The organism is Corallococcus llansteffanensis, assembly GCF_003612055.1.
Taxonomy (GTDB): domain Bacteria; phylum Myxococcota; class Myxococcia; order Myxococcales; family Myxococcaceae; genus Corallococcus; species Corallococcus llansteffanensis.
This window is the reverse complement of record NZ_RAWB01000241.1, coordinates 1-14,378: the sequence shown is the minus strand read 5'-3', so window position 1 is coordinate 14,378 and position 14,378 is coordinate 1. Positions and strand designations below refer to the sequence as shown.

Sequence of the window (14,378 nt, the reverse complement as noted above, 5' to 3'; positions counted from 1 at the left end):
GTCGTCAGCATAGCCCAGGGCCAGCTCCCTCTGGATGACCTCCCACACGGCCCGGCGCGTGAGCAGCTCGCCGTGGGGCACGCCGGACAGCTCCACGTTGAAGACGTTGGGCTGGCCGTCCACGTCCAGCACGGAGGAGGGGTAGGTCGCGATGACGTCGTCGCGCGAGTAGATGGACGTGAGCCGCACGTGGCGGGGGAACGCGCCCTCGCCCAGCCTCTTGATGAAGGGGGACACGGGCGTGAGCTGCCACATGCTGCGGCTGAACCAGCCGAGCGTCGCGCACCCCAGGTAGGCCATCCGCGTGCCCCGGTGCGGCGTGCCCAGGGTGATGAGGCTCCGCACGCGCGCGTCCCCGCCCAGCCGCTTCACGTAGTACGTGCCGATGAGGCCACCCTTGGAGTGGCCGATGATGGTGAGCGGCCCCATCTCCGGGTGGCGCTCGTAGAGCCGGTCCACCTTGCCGCGCACCTTGCGCGCCAGCTCGTCGATGCGGTGCGTGTTGAAGCGGTCCATCGTGCCGCCCAGGTGGATGGACCAGACGCAGTAGCCCTCGCGGCGCAGGCGGTGCTCCAGCACCTCCAGGACGCGGCGGGTGCTGAAGAAGCCATGCAGCAGCAGCACCGGCCGGGGACAGCGCTTGAAGTCCGTGCGCCGCACGACCTGGTTGCCCCGCGGATCCAGGTCCAGGTAGCTGGCCAGGTACTTCAGCTGACACCGCAGCTTCCGGTACTGCATCACGAACGGATTCATGGCCGCCCCTCACCGCGAGGGAAACCTAGGGAGCGCGCCACGGTGCGGCCCGGATCCGCGCCGGGCCTCTGTTGGCTTTCAGGCGGTGAAGTGGTCCAGGAAGTTCAGCAGCACCCGGTGCGCGAGCGGCGTGGGGGCGATGCCAGACAGGAGCCGGGGGACGAACTCCCCCGCGGGCACGCCCTTCTCCTGGGCCAGCGCGTCCAGCTTCTCCTCGCGGGCGAGGATGACCGCGCGCATGGCGTCCGTGGGCATCTCCGGGTGGAACTGCACGCCGCGCACGTTGGGGCGGAACGCGAGCGCCTGGTGCGCGGTGTTGGCGTTGCCCGCGAGCACCGTGGCGCCCTCGGGCAGGCGCGAGACGATGTCCTCGTGGGTCGCCTGGACGGTGAAGCGCTCCGGCAGGCCGGTGAACAGCGGATCCGCGCGCCCCTCCTGGGACAGCGTCACCTCCACGGTGCCCGTCTCGCGGCCCTGGGGGTTTCGCGTCACCTTCCCGCCGTACTGTTCGGCGAGGAGCTGTTGGCCAAAGCACACCCCGAGCACGGGGATGCCCTGCTCGCCCGCCTCCACCATGAAGGCCCCGGCGCGCTCCATCCACGGCTCGCGCTGCGTCACGGACAGGGGAGAGCCGGTCATCATCACCGCGTCGTAGCCCCGCGCACTCTTCGGCAGGGGCGCGCCCTGGTGCACGGGGAGGATGTCGAAGCGGCGGTTGGACATTCCGATGGTTTGCAGAAACCACCGGTCGTAGTCGCCCACCGACAGCCGCACGGACGCCGCGGCGTCGCCGGCTTTCAGCAGCAGGACGTTCTTCATGGAGGCAGCTTGCCGCGTCATGCACCCATTCCTACCGTGTCGTGCCGTCCGTGTCCGGTGCCCGCCACTTCCTGTAGCCCGCGCGCCGTGCTCACCCGAGGCCTCGCCATGACCGACGCTCGTTCGCTCACTCCCAAGCTCCCTGTCCTCAAGCTGTTCATCGACGGGCAGCAGGTGGACCCCGTCGAAGGCGGCACCTTCGCGGTGACCAACCCCGCCACCGGGCAGAAGCTGTGCGACGTGCCCGCCGGCACCGCCGCCGACGTGGACCGCGCCGTGAAGGCCGCGCGCCGCGCCTTCGAGTCCGGGCCCTGGGGCAAGCTGACGGGCCGCGAGCGCGGCAAGCTCATCCGCAAGCTGGCGGACCTGCTCTACGAGCGCCGGGAGGAGTTCGCGCTCATCGAGTCGCTGAACAACGGCAAGACCTTCAAGGACGCCATCCGGGGCGACGTGGCGCCGGCCGCCGCGACGCTCGCGAACTTCGCCGACATGGCCAGCGGCATCATGGGCGAGGTGCTGCCCGTGGACGGCCCCTTCCACACCTACGCGCTCAAGGAGCCGGTGGGCGTGGTGGGCGCCATCATCCCGTGGAACTACCCCACGTGCATGCTCGGCTGGAAGCTGGGCCCCGCGCTGGCCGCCGGCTGCACGGTGGTGGTGAAGCCTTCGGAGTACACGCCGCTCACCGCGCTGAAGCTGGGCGCGCTGGCGATGGAGGCGGGCTTCCCGCCGGGCGTCATCAACGTGGTGACGGGCCTGGGCGACCCCGCGGGCGAGGCCATCGCGCGGCACCCGGACGTGGACAAGATCTCCTTCACCGGCTCCGGCCGCACCGCGCGCCGGCTGCTCCAGGCGTCCGCCGCGAGCAACCTGAAGAAGCTGACGCTGGAGCTGGGCGGCAAGAGCCCGCAGATCATCTACCCGGACGCGGACTTCGACCGAGCGGTGGAGGCGTGCTTCTGGGGCATCTTCGGCAACAAGGGTGAGACGTGCAACGCGGGCAGCCGCGTGTTGGTGCACGAGGCCGCCTATGAGGCGTTCGTCGCGAAGCTCGCGGAGAAGGCCCGCGTGCTGAAGGTGGGCGACCCGCTGGACGCGGCCACGGAGATGGGCGCGCTGGTGAGCCAGAAGCAGATGGACACGGTGCTCGGCTACATCGACAGCGGCAAGCAGCAGGGCGCGAAGCTGCTCGCGGGCGGCGGGCGCGACACGGAGGGCTTCAAGGCGAAGGGCTGCTTCGTGAAGCCCACCATCTTCGGCGACGTGAAGCCGGACATGAAGATCGCCCAGGAAGAGATTTTCGGGCCGGTGCTGAGCTGCCTGCGCTTCCGCGACGACGCGGAGGCCATGGCCCTGGCCAACGGCACGCCCTACGGCCTGGCCGCGTCCATCTGGACGGGCGACGTGGCCAAGGCGCACGCGCTGGCGAAGCAGGTGAAGAGCGGCGTGGTGTGGATCAACTGCTTCAACGAGTTCGACGACGCGGCGCCCTTCGGTGGCTACAAGGAATCCGGCTGGGGCCGGGACCTGTCCCACTTCGCGCTGGATGGCTACCTCCAGACGAAGGCCGTGTGGACGAAGCTGCCGTCGCCCTGAGGCGCGCGCCCGTTCCCACCCAGACATCGGCAGCAAGAACTCCGAATGACGAAGAAAAGGAAGGTCCCCATGGCGTCGCGTCCCAAGGCCAAGGTGCTCCCCCATCCGGCGATGGCCCGCCGGGCCCGAGCGAAGGAGCGCAGCGAGGGCACGGAGCGCGCGGCGCCCACCCAGCAGGGGGAACTGGACTCCCTGCGCCGGTGGATGGAGGAGAAGGGCGTCCGCAAGGTGAAGGTGGGCGGCGTGGACGTGGATGGCGTCTGGCGCGGCAAGTACATCTCGCTGGAGAAGTTCTGGAGCGCCGCGAAGAGCAACATGGGCTTCTGCGACGTCGTCTTCGGGTGGGACCTGGGCGATGAGCTGCTCGACAACACGAAGGTGACGGGCTGGCACACGGGCTACCCGGACACGCCCGCGAAGGTGGACCTGTCCACCGCGCGCATCATCCCGTGGGAGCCGGACACCGCGGCGTTCCTGCTCGACTTCGTGAACGCGGACGGCACGCCCTTCGAGGCGAGCCCCCGGCAGCTCCTGCAGAAGATGGGGCAGCGCGCGCGCAAGCTGGGCTTCCTGCCGAAGTTCGGCTCCGAGTACGAGTTCTTCATCTTCAAGGAGGGCCCGCAGAGCCTGCACGAGAAGGGCTTCCTGGGGCTCACGCCGCTGACGCCGGGCATGTTCGGCTACTCGTGGCTGCGCACGTCCATGAACGCGCCGCTGGTGCACGCCATCATCGACGGCTGCAACGCGTATGGCCTCAACATCGAGGGCTTCCACACGGAGACGGGCCCCGGCGTCTTCGAGGCTGCCATCCGCTACGACACGCTGGAGCTGGCGGCGGACCGCGCCGCGCTGTTCAAGACGGTGGTGAAGGAGATCTGCGCGCGACACGGCGTGTCCGCGTGCTTCATGGCGAAGGTGGACCCGAAGCTGCCCGGATGTTCGGGGCACGTGCACCAGTCGCTGTGGAACCTGAAGGGCGAGGACAACCTCTTCCACGACCCGTCGGAGAAGCACGGGATGAGCCGGCTGATGCGGCACTACATCGGCGGGCAGGTGGCGCTGATGCCGGAGCTCACCGCGCTCTACTGGCCCACCATCAACAGCTACAAGCGCAGCGTGGAGAACACCTGGGCGCCCACCACCGCGACGTGGGGCCTGGAGAACCGCACCTGCGCCATCCGCGTCATCGGCGACAGCGGCAAGTCCATGCGCATCGAGTACCGCCAGCTGGGCGCGGACATGAACGCGTACATCGGCATGGCGGTGAGCCTGGCCGCGGGCCTGTGGGGCATCGAGAACGAGCTTGAACCGCCCGCGCCGGTGCTCTCCAACGCCTACGCGGCGCAGGACACGAAGCCCCTTCCGCGCAACCTGAAGGAGGCCGTGGCGCTCCTGAAGAACAGCGAGCGCGCGAAGGAGCTGCTGGGCGAAGGCTTCGTCGACCATTTCGTGCGCACCCGCGAGTGGGAGGTGCGCCAGTACGAACGGGCGGTCACCTCCTGGGAGCTGGAGCGTTACCTGGAACTCATCTGAGGAGGACCCCATGAAGCCTTTCGACATTCCCTCGGAGCCCCGTGTCACGGAGATGGCCTGGCCCACGCGCATCGTGTTCGGCGCGGGTGCGCTCCAGCGCCTGCCCGCGCACGCGGCGCGGTTGAACATGAAGCGCCCGCTGCTGGTGACGGACGCGGGCGTGGTGAAGGCGGGCCTCGCCGCGCGCGTGACGGAGGTGCTCAAGGCCGCGGGCCTGGACTGCGCCGTCTTCGACCGCGTGGAGCCGAACCCCACGGAGCGCGACGTATTCGCGGGCCTGGAGGCATACCGCGCGCACAAGAGCGACGGCGTCATCGCCCTGGGCGGTGGCAGCGCGCTGGACGCGGGCAAGCTCGTGCAGCTGCTCACCACGCACGAGCCGCCGCTCAGCCGCTACGACGACGCGAAGGGCGGCGACCAGTACGTGCGCGACGACCTGCCGCCGCTCATCGCGATTCCCACGACGGCGGGCACGGGCTCCGAGGTGGGGCGCTCCGGCGTGGTGACGCTGGCGGACACGGGCCGCAAGACGGTCATCTTCAGCCCGTACCTCTTGCCCAAGGCGGCCATCATCGACCCGGAGCTGACGCTGGGCCTGCCCCCGTCCGTCACGGCGGCCACGGGCATGGACGCGCTCACGCACTGCATCGAGGCGTACCTCGCCAACGGCTTCCATCCGCTCGCGGACGCGGTGGCCATCGACGGGGTGATGCGCGTGGGCCGCTCGCTGGAGACGGCGGTGAAGGAGGGCCGCGACCTGGCGGCGCGCACGGACATGATGGCGGCGGCGATGGAGGGCGCGATGGCCTTCCAGAAGGGCCTGGGCGCGAGCCACGCGCTGGCGCACGCGCTCACGCCCATCTCCGGCGTGCCGCACGGCCTGGCGAACGCCATCGTCCTGCCGGTGGTGATGGAGTTCAACCGCGCGGCGTGCACGGCGCGGCTGGCGCGCATCTCCACCGCGCTGGGGGACACGTCCAACGCGCGCGAGGAGGTGCTCGCTGGCAACGCCATCGACCGCGTGCGCAAGCTGGCGGCGGCCATCGGGATTCCCACGCGGCTGCGCGACGTGGGCGTGCAGGAGAAGGACCTGGAGCACATCGCGCAGAAGGCGTTCCTGGATGCTTCGCACCAGGGCAACCCGCGCGCGGTGACGGAGGCCGACCTGCTCGTGATGGCCCGCGAGGCGTGGTGAGCTGACTTCACGCCTGCTGGATTTCAGATTGTTTCTTCAGGGGCCGCTCCGAGGGAAATCGGGGTGGCCCCTCGCACTTGGGGGAGTGAATCGAGCCGGGCCTGCGCCGTCAGAAGGTTCAGAACGCAGCAACAACGCGGTTCACGGAGGCAGGTCATGAAGGCGATGCTCAAGAAGCTGATGGTGGCGGTGGCGATTGTCGCGAGCTCCCCGGTGATGGCGGCGGACTTCCACGGCGCCACCCCCCTCGTGAGCCGCCAGGCCCAGTCCCGCATGGAGCGCGAGCGTCAGGAGCGTGAGCGTCAGGAGCGCGAGCGTCAGGCCCGGCTGGAGCGTGAGCGTCAGGAGCGCGAGCGGCAGGCCCGGCTGGAGCGCCAGCGTCAGGAGCGTGAGCGTCAGGCCCGGCTGGAGCGCGAACGCCAGGAGCGCGAGCGGCAGGCCCGGCTGGAGCGTGAGCGTCAGGAGCGCGAACGGCAGGCGCGGCTGGAGCGTGAGCGGCAGCAGCGCGAGCGGCTGGCGCGGCGTGACCGGGCGCACTCGAACTACAACGGCGGCTGGCTGAACTGATCCGGCGACGCGAAGGTCACTCACCGGATGCCAGGAACTGAAGCGGTGCCGAAGCCCGGGGGCGGGTCATCCACCCTCGGGCTTCTTCGCGTCCGGGGTCAGAAGTCCTGGGGCTCCACGGGCACCATGCTGCCACCGCCGCCCACGGTGCCGGTGCCTCCGTCGGACGTCACCACGCCGCCCGCGCCCACCACGCCGCCCGTCATCTCGGGCTCGCCCGTCTCGGGGGCGAACTCCAGCGTCTCCACGAAGACGCGCCCGGGCAGGCGCATGTCCATCGCGGTGACGCGCTCCTTGTCGCGCAGGTCATAGAGCTGCTGCGCCACCGGGCCCGCGGGCACGCGCTCGTCGGAGAAGAAGACGTAGACGCGCACCTTCCCCTCCTGCACGGGGATGCGGAAGCTGGTGTTCGCGACGGGCTTGTTCGCGTCGCAGCGGATGGAGCGGTTCTCGCGCGTGAGCGTCAGCTGCCGGATGACGCCCTTCTCCGACATCGTGTACAGCAGGCAGTAGGGAAGCTGGCCCTCGGCGGGGATGACCTCCATCGTCGCCGCGCCCGTCTTCTTCAACTGGACCCGTGCGGACTTGTCGGGTGCCTTCGCTCCGTCGCAGGCCGCGCCCAACGCCAGCACCGCGAGCAAGACCGTCCAGCGCGTCATGAATCCCTCCCAGGGATGGTGGAATGGCCGACGCTGCAATCCTACCCCGGGCCACGCGTCGTCCAGCCCACGGCGGCACCGGGACACGCACACGCGGGCGCCGAGTGCACGGTCGTGCACATGGCTTCCTGCGTCATCCCCGGGCGGGGGCCTATTCGGGGCGCTGGTAGACGATGACCTGCGGCGTTTCGTCCAGGTACAGCCCCGTCACGGGCGTGCGCGTGCCGAAGGCCTGCCACGTGAGGAACTCATGCTCACGGAACTCCTGGTGGTACTGGTACGCGACGATGTCCGCGTCGAACGGGCTGTTCACCGCGCGCACGTCGGTGCGCAGCATCCCGTTGCGCTGGTAGTCGCGGAACGAGAACCCGTTCACCTCGTGCAGGTAGACGCGCGCACCCGGCTTCGCGTGTTCGTTGATCCACGGCAGCACGCCGGTGACGTGGCTGGACCAGAACTGCCGCTGCATGCCCAGCGTCGCCGCGCCCGGCAGTCCCCCCGCAAGCTCCGAGTACGCCGCCGTCCCGTACGGGAACACCCGCACCAGCCCCAGCAACGCGGGCACGAGCAGCAGCGCGAACACCGGCACCGTCACGGCGAAGGACGGCAGGGAAGGGCGGCGCGTCTTGAGCAGCTCCCACAGCGCGAAACAGCCGCGCGCCACCGCCGCGCCCGCGAGGATGCCCAGGAAGGGCATGGACGGGAACCAGTGCTTCACGCCGCCAAAGTGCGGCACCTGGGGATGGCTGATGACGAGGATGGACGTCACCGCGTTGACGCCCACCAGGGCATCGGTGGCCGTGGGCATCCGCACCCAGTCGCGCGTGCGCGCGCTCAGGCTCAGGAGCGCGCGGCCCACGAGCGCGATGAACCCCGTCACCATGGGCGCGAAGAGGCTGGTGGGCACCGTCAGCGCCGTCTTCACCACCACGTAGGTGAGCGGGAAGGGCGGCCCGCGCATCAGCGTGCCCAGGTAGAACCAGGCGTAGTGGTTGTGCGTCGCGTGAAAGGCCAGGTACCACGCGGTGCGGTCCACCGGCGCGTGCCACAGGTAGGGCCAGTGCAGGTAGAAGAGCACCGGACCCAGCACCGCCATCGCGGCCACTGGCACCAGCGCGCGTGTCACCGGGAGACTCACGGGCCTGAGGTCCCGCAACAGCCACACGCAGCCCACCGCGAGCCCCACGAAGAACAGCGTGTGCGGGCTCAGGAGCAGGAACTTCTTCTGGAAGGCGGCGCCTCCGCCCAGGAACACGAAGAGCAGCCCGTAGAGCACCGCCACGCTGGCGAACAGCCCCACGAAGCGGACCAGCCGCACGCGGGCCTCCGGGATGCCCTCGCTCGCGGTCCACGCGCGCCACAGCGCGAACGGCGTCAGCACGAAGGGCAGGAAGAGGGCGTTGTGCTTCGTCGCGATGGCCAGGCCGAACGCCACGCCGCACAGGACGCCCCAGCGGGTGTCCTCCAGCGCGCGCCAGAAGCAGTACATGACGAGCAGCCACATCGCGGCCACCGGCATGTCGAAGCACGCCAGCTCCGCGTTGAAGTACTGCCGGGGCACGAGCAGGAAGGAGAGGGCGGCGAACCACCCCGCGGTGCGGCCGTACAGGGCGCTGCCCAGCAGGAAGCACAGCGCGGGCACCAGCGCCGCCATCGCGAACGCGGGGAGGCGGAAGGCCGTCGCGCTGCGCAGCCCCAGGCCGTCGTGGAAGAGCAGGTGGCTCAATCCGAACAGCGTCTTCATCAGCACCGGGTGCTCGTGGTTGTAGTCCCACGCGCGCACGATGGCGTCGTCGGTGAAGGCCTGCGCGGGCGCGCGCACGAGCAGCCGGAACCAGCTCGCGTAGCCCTCCGCCGCCGCGAAGTAGACGCTCTCGTCGCGCGTGAAGCCCACCGCGGCCTCGGTGCTCCACAGGGCCACGAAGGCCAGCACCCACAGCGCGATGGCCGCGAGCTTCTCCTCGCGCGTCGCTGCCCGGCCCGTCATGGCCGCACCCCCACCGCCGGCTCCAGCGCCATCACGTCCAGGCACACCTGCCGCGACTCCGCGTTGTCCGCCTGCACGAAGACCTTCACCGTGCGCGGCGGTCCGGGCGGCAGCACCACCTCCGCCTTCTGCACGCCCTCGCGGCCCGGGGGAATGGGCACGTCCAGCAGGCGCTCGCCGCTCACCGCGTCCTCCACGCCCAGGTGCGAGGTGCTCAGGCGAGGGTCCTTCGGGTGCGCGAACTCGAAGATGATGCCGCCTTCCAGGCGCAGGCCCATTCCGGCGGGGACGCCGTCGAACTCCGCCACCAGCCGCTGTGGCCCTCCCGGCGCGTGCATCCAGAGGCAGTGCCGGGGCTCGTAGAGGATCTCATGCCACTCCGGCGCGACGTACAGGTGCGGCGGGCCGGGGCAGCGGTGCACGCGCCCGTCGAAGGGACAGTCGACGTGCGTCCCGTCCGGCTGCTCCAGGTACACGCGCGCCCGGCTCGTGGACTCGGAGGCCACCCAGTGGCGGGGGCGGTAGCGGCCATTCTCATAGAGGCGCAGGGACAGCGGGCCCTTTCGCGTCTCCGGGCCCAGCGCCTTGCGTCCGGGAAGGAAGGCCGCGTCGAACGCCTTCGCGTCCGAGCGGGGCAGCTCCGGCTGGCCCAGCACCCAGAGGCGCGGGTGCGCGCTCAGGTCGGCCTTGTCCGAGTCGAGCCAGCCGTACACGGGCAGGGTGGGGGGCACGAAGAGGCGGGCGCGCTCGGTCCACCAGGGGAACAGCAGCACGCCATCCCCGGGGCGCGCGTCCCGGGCCAGCACCTCCGCCACGGCGCGCTCGTCCGCGTCGGAGGGAAGGCGGCCCGGCAGCCGCAGCTGGAAGACGAGGCACAGGAGCGCGACGAGCAGCAGGCCCCCCAACTCCACGAGGGGCAGGGCGCGCAGCGGCCTAGGACTTGGCAAGACGGATCTTCTGCTCGCTCTTTTCGCGGCAGAAGGTGCAGAAGATGTGGTCGCCCTGGTTGAAGGACGGCGTCCAGGGCGGGTACATCGAGCAGCGCGGATCCAGGCAGTGGTGCAGCTCCCACAGCGTGCCCAGCTGGTGCAGCGCGTGGCGCGCGATGGCCTTGTAGCCCGTCTCCAGGTCCTTGAAGGGCGCGATGGTCAGTACCGCCCGGTCCTTGCCATAGCGCGCGAAGCCCGTCGTGGGCGCCTTGCCGCTGGGCAGCTCGCGGTCCTTCAGCTTGCGCGAGGTGAGCAGCAGCACCTTGTCGTCCTTGTAGGCACGGATGCCCTTCACCTCGTCGAGCAGCTTCTCCGCGTCCAGCGGCTCGGACATGCCCGCGGGCACCTCCGCGGAGCCGCTGTGCTCGCTGCCCACGCCGAAGGCCGTGTAGAGCGTGCGGTTGAACTTGGCGAGCTGCTTGTCGTCAAAAGGGTCCAGCGTCACGACGCGAATCACGGGGCGTCACCTCGGCGGGAAGTCCAGGGGTTCACTCGCCCTCGGGCGGCTTGGCCTTGGGCGGACGGCCACGCTTCTTGGGCGCGGCGGGCTCCGCGGGTTCGGCGCCTTCAGGCGGCTTGGCCTTGGGCGGACGACCCCGCTTCTTCGGGGCGGCGGGCTCGGCGCTCTCCGCCGTGACCTCCGGCTTGGGCTTGGGCGGACGGCCGCGCTTCTTCGGGGCCGCGGGCTCGCCTTCCTCGGCGGGCTTCGCCTTGGGGGGACGGCCGCGCTTCTTGGGTGCGTCCTCGGACGCCTCCTCGCTGCCTTCCTCCTCCGCGCCCTCCTCGGCAGCCTCCTCCTCGGGCTCGGCCGGCGGCTCCTCGTCCGAGGGCAGGTCCAGCTCCCCACCCTCCAGACCCATGAGGTCGCTGTCGAGGTCCAGGTCCTCGTCCTCGCCTCCGGGCCGCGCGAACTCGGCCGCGGTGCGCTTGGGGCGCTCCCGGCCGGGCGGGAAGAGGACGATGTCGATGGAGTCCTCGGCGTTGGCCTCGGCGGTGCCCAGCGCGGCGGCGACCTCCGACACCAGCAGGTGCCGGGCGTTGTCGTAGAGCTCGCGCTCCTTGGTGGGCAGTGGGCGCAGCTCGCTCAGGACCTGGAGGCCCTTGACGACCTCCGCCAGGCCCAGGATGCCGCCCTGGGTCATGCGGTCCAGGTTGGTGCGCGCGCGTTGCTTCCAATCCAGGTCGGCCTTGTCGCTGTCCGAGCGCAGGAACGCGTAGATCTCCTCCACGTCGGCGGCGCTCGCGACCTTGCGCACCCCGATGGAGATGATCTTGCCTTCCGGCACCATGACGACGGCGCCGTCTTCCTCACGGCGCATGGTGACGAACGTGAGCTTCTGCCCGGCCACCTCCTTCACGTCGATGGCGGCGACGCGGCAGACCCCCTGGTTGGGGTAGACGACCCGGTCTCCAACGTTGAGCTGGAGTGCAGCGGACCCTTCTGGCATGGCCCCCTCGTTGGGCGGGTGGGATAAGCACCGAAGCGAGCGCCGGTCGTAGCACCGTGCTTCGCCGGATGCCACGAGTTTACCGGGGAAGCTTTGTCATCCGGGTGGCATTGCGCTGAGCTTCCAACAGCTGCCCCATCACTTCGTGCGCCTGGGCGTCCAGCACGGCGTCGAGTTGGGCATCGGTCGGCCCCTCGTCCGCCGTGCCTCCGGGCTGCGCGTCCACGCGGGTGGAAAGGCCCACCGTGGACAACACCGCGACTCCCAGCGCCAGCACCGCCATCAGCTTCTTCATGAGCGTCCTCCGTTGCGGCCCAGGGTAGGGGCGGCGCCCGGATGATCAATTTTTCTGCGACAGGTCGCCCCCGTCCTGTAGCGGCCGGTGGCGCGAGCAGGCCGCGCGCTACGGGTGGAGCGGCGCCACCGGCGTCACTTCCAGGGTGAGGCCGCCGGTGTTGTCGCCCGGGTCGTCGTCCGGGAACGCGAGCCGCAGCCAGCGCGCGCCCCGGATCACCGTGGGCTGGTTGACCCCCAGCACCTCCAGGGTGCCGGGCCCGGTGGCCGGCCCCTCCCCCGCGCCGTGCAGCGCGAGCACCTGATCCACCTCGCCACCGGCGAACCCCCGCGTGCGCGCCGGCTCCGCGGGTGCGCGCACGACGACGCGGTAGGTGATGGCGGGATCCAGCTCCCGCAGGGTGAAGGCCTCCTGGGCGGAGGGCGCGACGGCGTAGCGGCGCGCGTCCAGCAGCAGGGTGGTGACGGCGCCGCTGGTCTGCTCGCGCACGTGCACATGGAGGGCGCCCCGGTTGTCGTCGGGGTGGCCGTCCCAGAGGAACACGTAGAGGACGGAGGTGTTCTGCACCAGCACCTCCTCCTCGCCCACCACGCCGAAGCTGTCGATGGCGGGCAGCGCCTCCACGCCCTCCAGGAAGTAGGCCGCCTGGGCCACCGGCATCGGTCCGCCCAGCGACACGCGCCCCTCCGCGCGCAGGCCATACGTGCGGGAGGGATCCAACCGCATGCGCGCCGCGACGGACTGGGGCACGCGGAAGGCGTGCGCGGTGGCGCTGAGCGCGTACGGTCCGCCCTCCGGGTAGCGGGCGCCGGAGGTGGGGGCCTCCGCGGCGCCCGCGCGGGGTGGGACGCGCGCCGCGGTCGGGCGCTTCGGCGTCAGGCGGGCATGGACCGCGAGCGTGGTGCCGCGCTCGGCCTTCACGCGCTGGCTCCAGGGCACCTGGCCCGGCAGCGACACCTCCAGTACGTGCTCGACGTCCGAGGGCAACTGCGTGATGAGCGTGGGTGTCGTCTCCGAAAGCACCCGGCCGTCCACGCGGATGGTGGCGCCCGCGGGCGACGAGCTGAGCTCCACCGCGAACGTGTTGGTGCCTCCCACGAGCAGGCCCATCCACATGGCCAGCAGCGCGCCCACCACCGGGGCGCCCCGCACCGCCCAGCCGCGCAGCGTGCGGTGCCAGGCGGAGGGCGGTTCGGACGGCAGGTTCTTCGGGGGCACGGACTGCGGGGGCAGGGGCTGCGTGGTCAGGTCGCCCCGGGGCTCTCCGCGAGGTTCTCCCCTGGGCTCGTGGCCGTGGCGGGGCATGTCCGGCGGCGTCGGCACCGGGGGCGCCGCGGGCACGCCGCTCCAGCGTCCCACCCGGGCGAGGAACTCCCGCGGCAGCTGCACGGGCCGGCCGGCGTCCACCAGCTCCGGCTCGAAGAGGTAGCCCATGAAGTGCCCCAGCTCGCTGGGGGACACGTCGGGCGCGGTGACGTGGAGCTGCCGCGTCAGCGCCTCCGCGAAGGCCTGCGCGGTGGGGTAGCGCTGCTCCGGGCTCGTGGCCATCGCGGTGAGCAGGATGCGCTCCAGCGCGGGCGGGATGCCCGGCGTCCACTCGCGCGGCCGGGGGAAGTCGCCCTGGCAGATCTTCCGGAGCACGTCCTGCAGCGAGCCCTCGAAGGGCCGGCGTCCACAGAGCATCTCGTAGAGGACGGTGCCGGCCGCGAACACGTCGGTGCGCGCGTCCAGCGCCTCGCCCCGCGCCTGCTCCGGCGCGAAGTAGACGTACTTGCCCTTCACCGCGTCGGTCTTCGTCTCGCGCCCGGCGAGCCGCGCTCGCGCGATGCCGAAGTCCACCAGCTTCACCTGCCCCTCGTAGGACAGGAGCACGTTCTGCGGGCTCACGTCGCGGTGGACGATGTGCAGCGGACGGCCGTTGTCGTCCAGCCGGGTGTGCGCGTACGCAAGCCCCCGCAGCATGTCGATGGCCACCAGCACCGCGAGCGGCGGCGGCAGCGCGGACAGGCCCTTCTCCCGCGCCCGGCGCATCACGTGCGACAGCGGGTGGCCGTCCACCCACTCCATCGCGAGGAAGTACTCGCCCTCCACCTCGCCGAAGTCGAAGATCTGCGCGATGTTGCCGTGCGACAGCCCCAGCGCGATGCGGGCCTCGTTGATGAACATCGACACGAACGCGTGGTCGTCCGCGTAGCCCGGGAGGATCTTCTTGATGACCACCGGCTTCGTGATGCCCGCCACCGCCGTCATCCGGGCGCGGTAGATCTCCGCCATGCCGCCCGTCGCGATGCGCTCGAGCAGCTTGTACTTTCCGAACTGGAGGCCCGCGGAAGGCTGCGGCACGTTCGAATCGGCTCCTGAGGATGGGAGACCTTCGGGAAAACCGCGAGAAGCTATCATGAGGCCATTCAGACGCTCCGGGTGGAAAATTCCGCTACGCTCGCCAGACTGCTCCCGTAACAGTGCATTCTTCCTCCTGTTCGTGTGCTGCCTGTCGCTGGGCGCCTGTCGCGAGCCGGCGCCCGCCGCCCCCGCCC

General features: G+C 70.8%; 13 protein-coding genes. 4 read left to right on the top strand and 9 right to left on the bottom strand.

Going from position 1 to position 14,378, the window contains the following annotated elements:
• The coding region (locus D7V93_RS22120; RefSeq protein WP_120645304.1) for an esterase/lipase family protein at positions 1-753 on the bottom strand (753 nt) is incomplete at its 3' end.
• 78 nt (positions 754-831) lie between these two features.
• Entirely contained in the window at positions 832-1,593 is a 762-nt protein-coding gene (locus D7V93_RS22115) for a glutamine amidotransferase (protein ID WP_244237432.1), read from the bottom strand.
• Positions 1,594-1,680: 87 nt separating this feature from the next.
• Here D7V93_RS22115 and D7V93_RS22110 point away from each other — a divergent pair, with 87 nt between their 5' ends.
• From D7V93_RS22110 to D7V93_RS22095, 4 genes are all read left to right on the top strand, one after another.
• Positions 1,681-3,168 carry an aldehyde dehydrogenase family protein gene (locus tag D7V93_RS22110; RefSeq protein ID WP_120645302.1) on the top strand — a complete coding sequence of 496 codons (1,488 nt, stop codon included), beginning with the start codon at positions 1,681-1,683 and terminating at the stop codon, positions 3,166-3,168.
• Positions 3,169-3,237: 69 nt separating this feature from the next.
• Positions 3,238-4,701, top strand: a complete 1,464-nt coding sequence (locus D7V93_RS22105) for a glutamine synthetase family protein (protein WP_208723107.1) — start codon at positions 3,238-3,240, stop codon at positions 4,699-4,701.
• 10 nt (positions 4,702-4,711) lie between these two features.
• Positions 4,712-5,896 (top strand): iron-containing alcohol dehydrogenase, encoded by a 1,185-nt coding sequence (locus tag D7V93_RS22100; protein WP_120645301.1) that lies wholly within the window; start codon positions 4,712-4,714, stop codon positions 5,894-5,896.
• A 156-nt stretch (positions 5,897-6,052) separates the two neighbouring features.
• Entirely contained in the window at positions 6,053-6,463 is a 411-nt protein-coding gene (locus D7V93_RS22095; RefSeq protein WP_120645300.1) for an ATP-dependent DNA helicase, read from the top strand.
• 98 nt (positions 6,464-6,561) lie between these two features.
• Here D7V93_RS22095 and D7V93_RS22090 read toward each other — a convergent pair whose 3' ends face one another.
• The 7 genes from D7V93_RS22090 to D7V93_RS22060 all read right to left on the bottom strand — a co-directional run bounded on the left by D7V93_RS22090 (position 6,562) and on the right by D7V93_RS22060 (position 14,184).
• Positions 6,562-7,122, bottom strand: a complete 561-nt coding sequence (locus D7V93_RS22090; protein WP_120645299.1) for a hypothetical protein — start codon at positions 7,120-7,122, stop codon at positions 6,562-6,564.
• Positions 7,123-7,273: 151 nt separating this feature from the next.
• Positions 7,274-9,109 (bottom strand): ArnT family glycosyltransferase, encoded by a 1,836-nt coding sequence (locus D7V93_RS22085; protein ID WP_120645298.1) that lies wholly within the window; start codon positions 9,107-9,109, stop codon positions 7,274-7,276.
• The gene (locus D7V93_RS22080; protein ID WP_120645297.1) at positions 9,106-10,056 is read right to left on the bottom strand and encodes a hypothetical protein; all 951 of its coding nucleotides are present in this window, start codon (positions 10,054-10,056) and stop codon (positions 9,106-9,108) included. The genes D7V93_RS22085 and D7V93_RS22080 overlap by 4 nt, the downstream gene beginning before the upstream one ends.
• Positions 10,043-10,555: a zinc metalloprotease gene (locus D7V93_RS22075; RefSeq protein ID WP_120645296.1), complete on the bottom strand. Its 513-nt coding sequence runs from the start codon at positions 10,553-10,555 to the stop codon at positions 10,043-10,045. The genes D7V93_RS22080 and D7V93_RS22075 overlap by 14 nt, the downstream gene beginning before the upstream one ends.
• A gap of 31 nt (positions 10,556-10,586) precedes the next feature.
• Complete coding sequence (locus D7V93_RS22070) at positions 10,587-11,546, bottom strand: CarD family transcriptional regulator (protein WP_120645295.1); 960 nt, start codon at positions 11,544-11,546, stop codon at positions 10,587-10,589.
• A gap of 79 nt (positions 11,547-11,625) precedes the next feature.
• Positions 11,626-11,841: a hypothetical protein gene (locus D7V93_RS22065; RefSeq protein WP_120645294.1), complete on the bottom strand. Its 216-nt coding sequence runs from the start codon at positions 11,839-11,841 to the stop codon at positions 11,626-11,628.
• Positions 11,842-11,949: 108 nt separating this feature from the next.
• Positions 11,950-14,184, bottom strand: a complete 2,235-nt coding sequence (locus tag D7V93_RS22060; protein WP_120645293.1) for a serine/threonine-protein kinase — start codon at positions 14,182-14,184, stop codon at positions 11,950-11,952.
• Positions 14,185-14,378: the final 194 nt, after the last annotated feature.

Coding starts and splice junctions, on each gene's coding strand:
- D7V93_RS22100 (WP_120645301.1), top strand. CDS start 4,712: ATGAAGCCTTTCGACATTCCCTCGGAGCCCCGTGTCACGGAGATGGCC.
- D7V93_RS22110 (WP_120645302.1), top strand. CDS start 1,681: ATGACCGACGCTCGTTCGCTCACTCCCAAGCTCCCTGTCCTCAAGCTG.
- D7V93_RS22065 (WP_120645294.1), bottom strand. CDS start 11,841: ATGAAGAAGCTGATGGCGGTGCTGGCGCTGGGAGTCGCGGTGTTGTCC.
- D7V93_RS22070 (WP_120645295.1), bottom strand. CDS start 11,546: ATGCCAGAAGGGTCCGCTGCACTCCAGCTCAACGTTGGAGACCGGGTC.
- D7V93_RS22085 (WP_120645298.1), bottom strand. CDS start 9,109: ATGACGGGCCGGGCAGCGACGCGCGAGGAGAAGCTCGCGGCCATCGCG.
- D7V93_RS22095 (WP_120645300.1), top strand. CDS start 6,053: ATGAAGGCGATGCTCAAGAAGCTGATGGTGGCGGTGGCGATTGTCGCG.
- D7V93_RS22115 (WP_244237432.1), bottom strand. CDS start 1,593: ATGACGCGGCAAGCTGCCTCCATGAAGAACGTCCTGCTGCTGAAAGCC.
- D7V93_RS22090 (WP_120645299.1), bottom strand. CDS start 7,122: ATGACGCGCTGGACGGTCTTGCTCGCGGTGCTGGCGTTGGGCGCGGCC.
- D7V93_RS22105 (WP_208723107.1), top strand. CDS start 3,238: ATGGCGTCGCGTCCCAAGGCCAAGGTGCTCCCCCATCCGGCGATGGCC.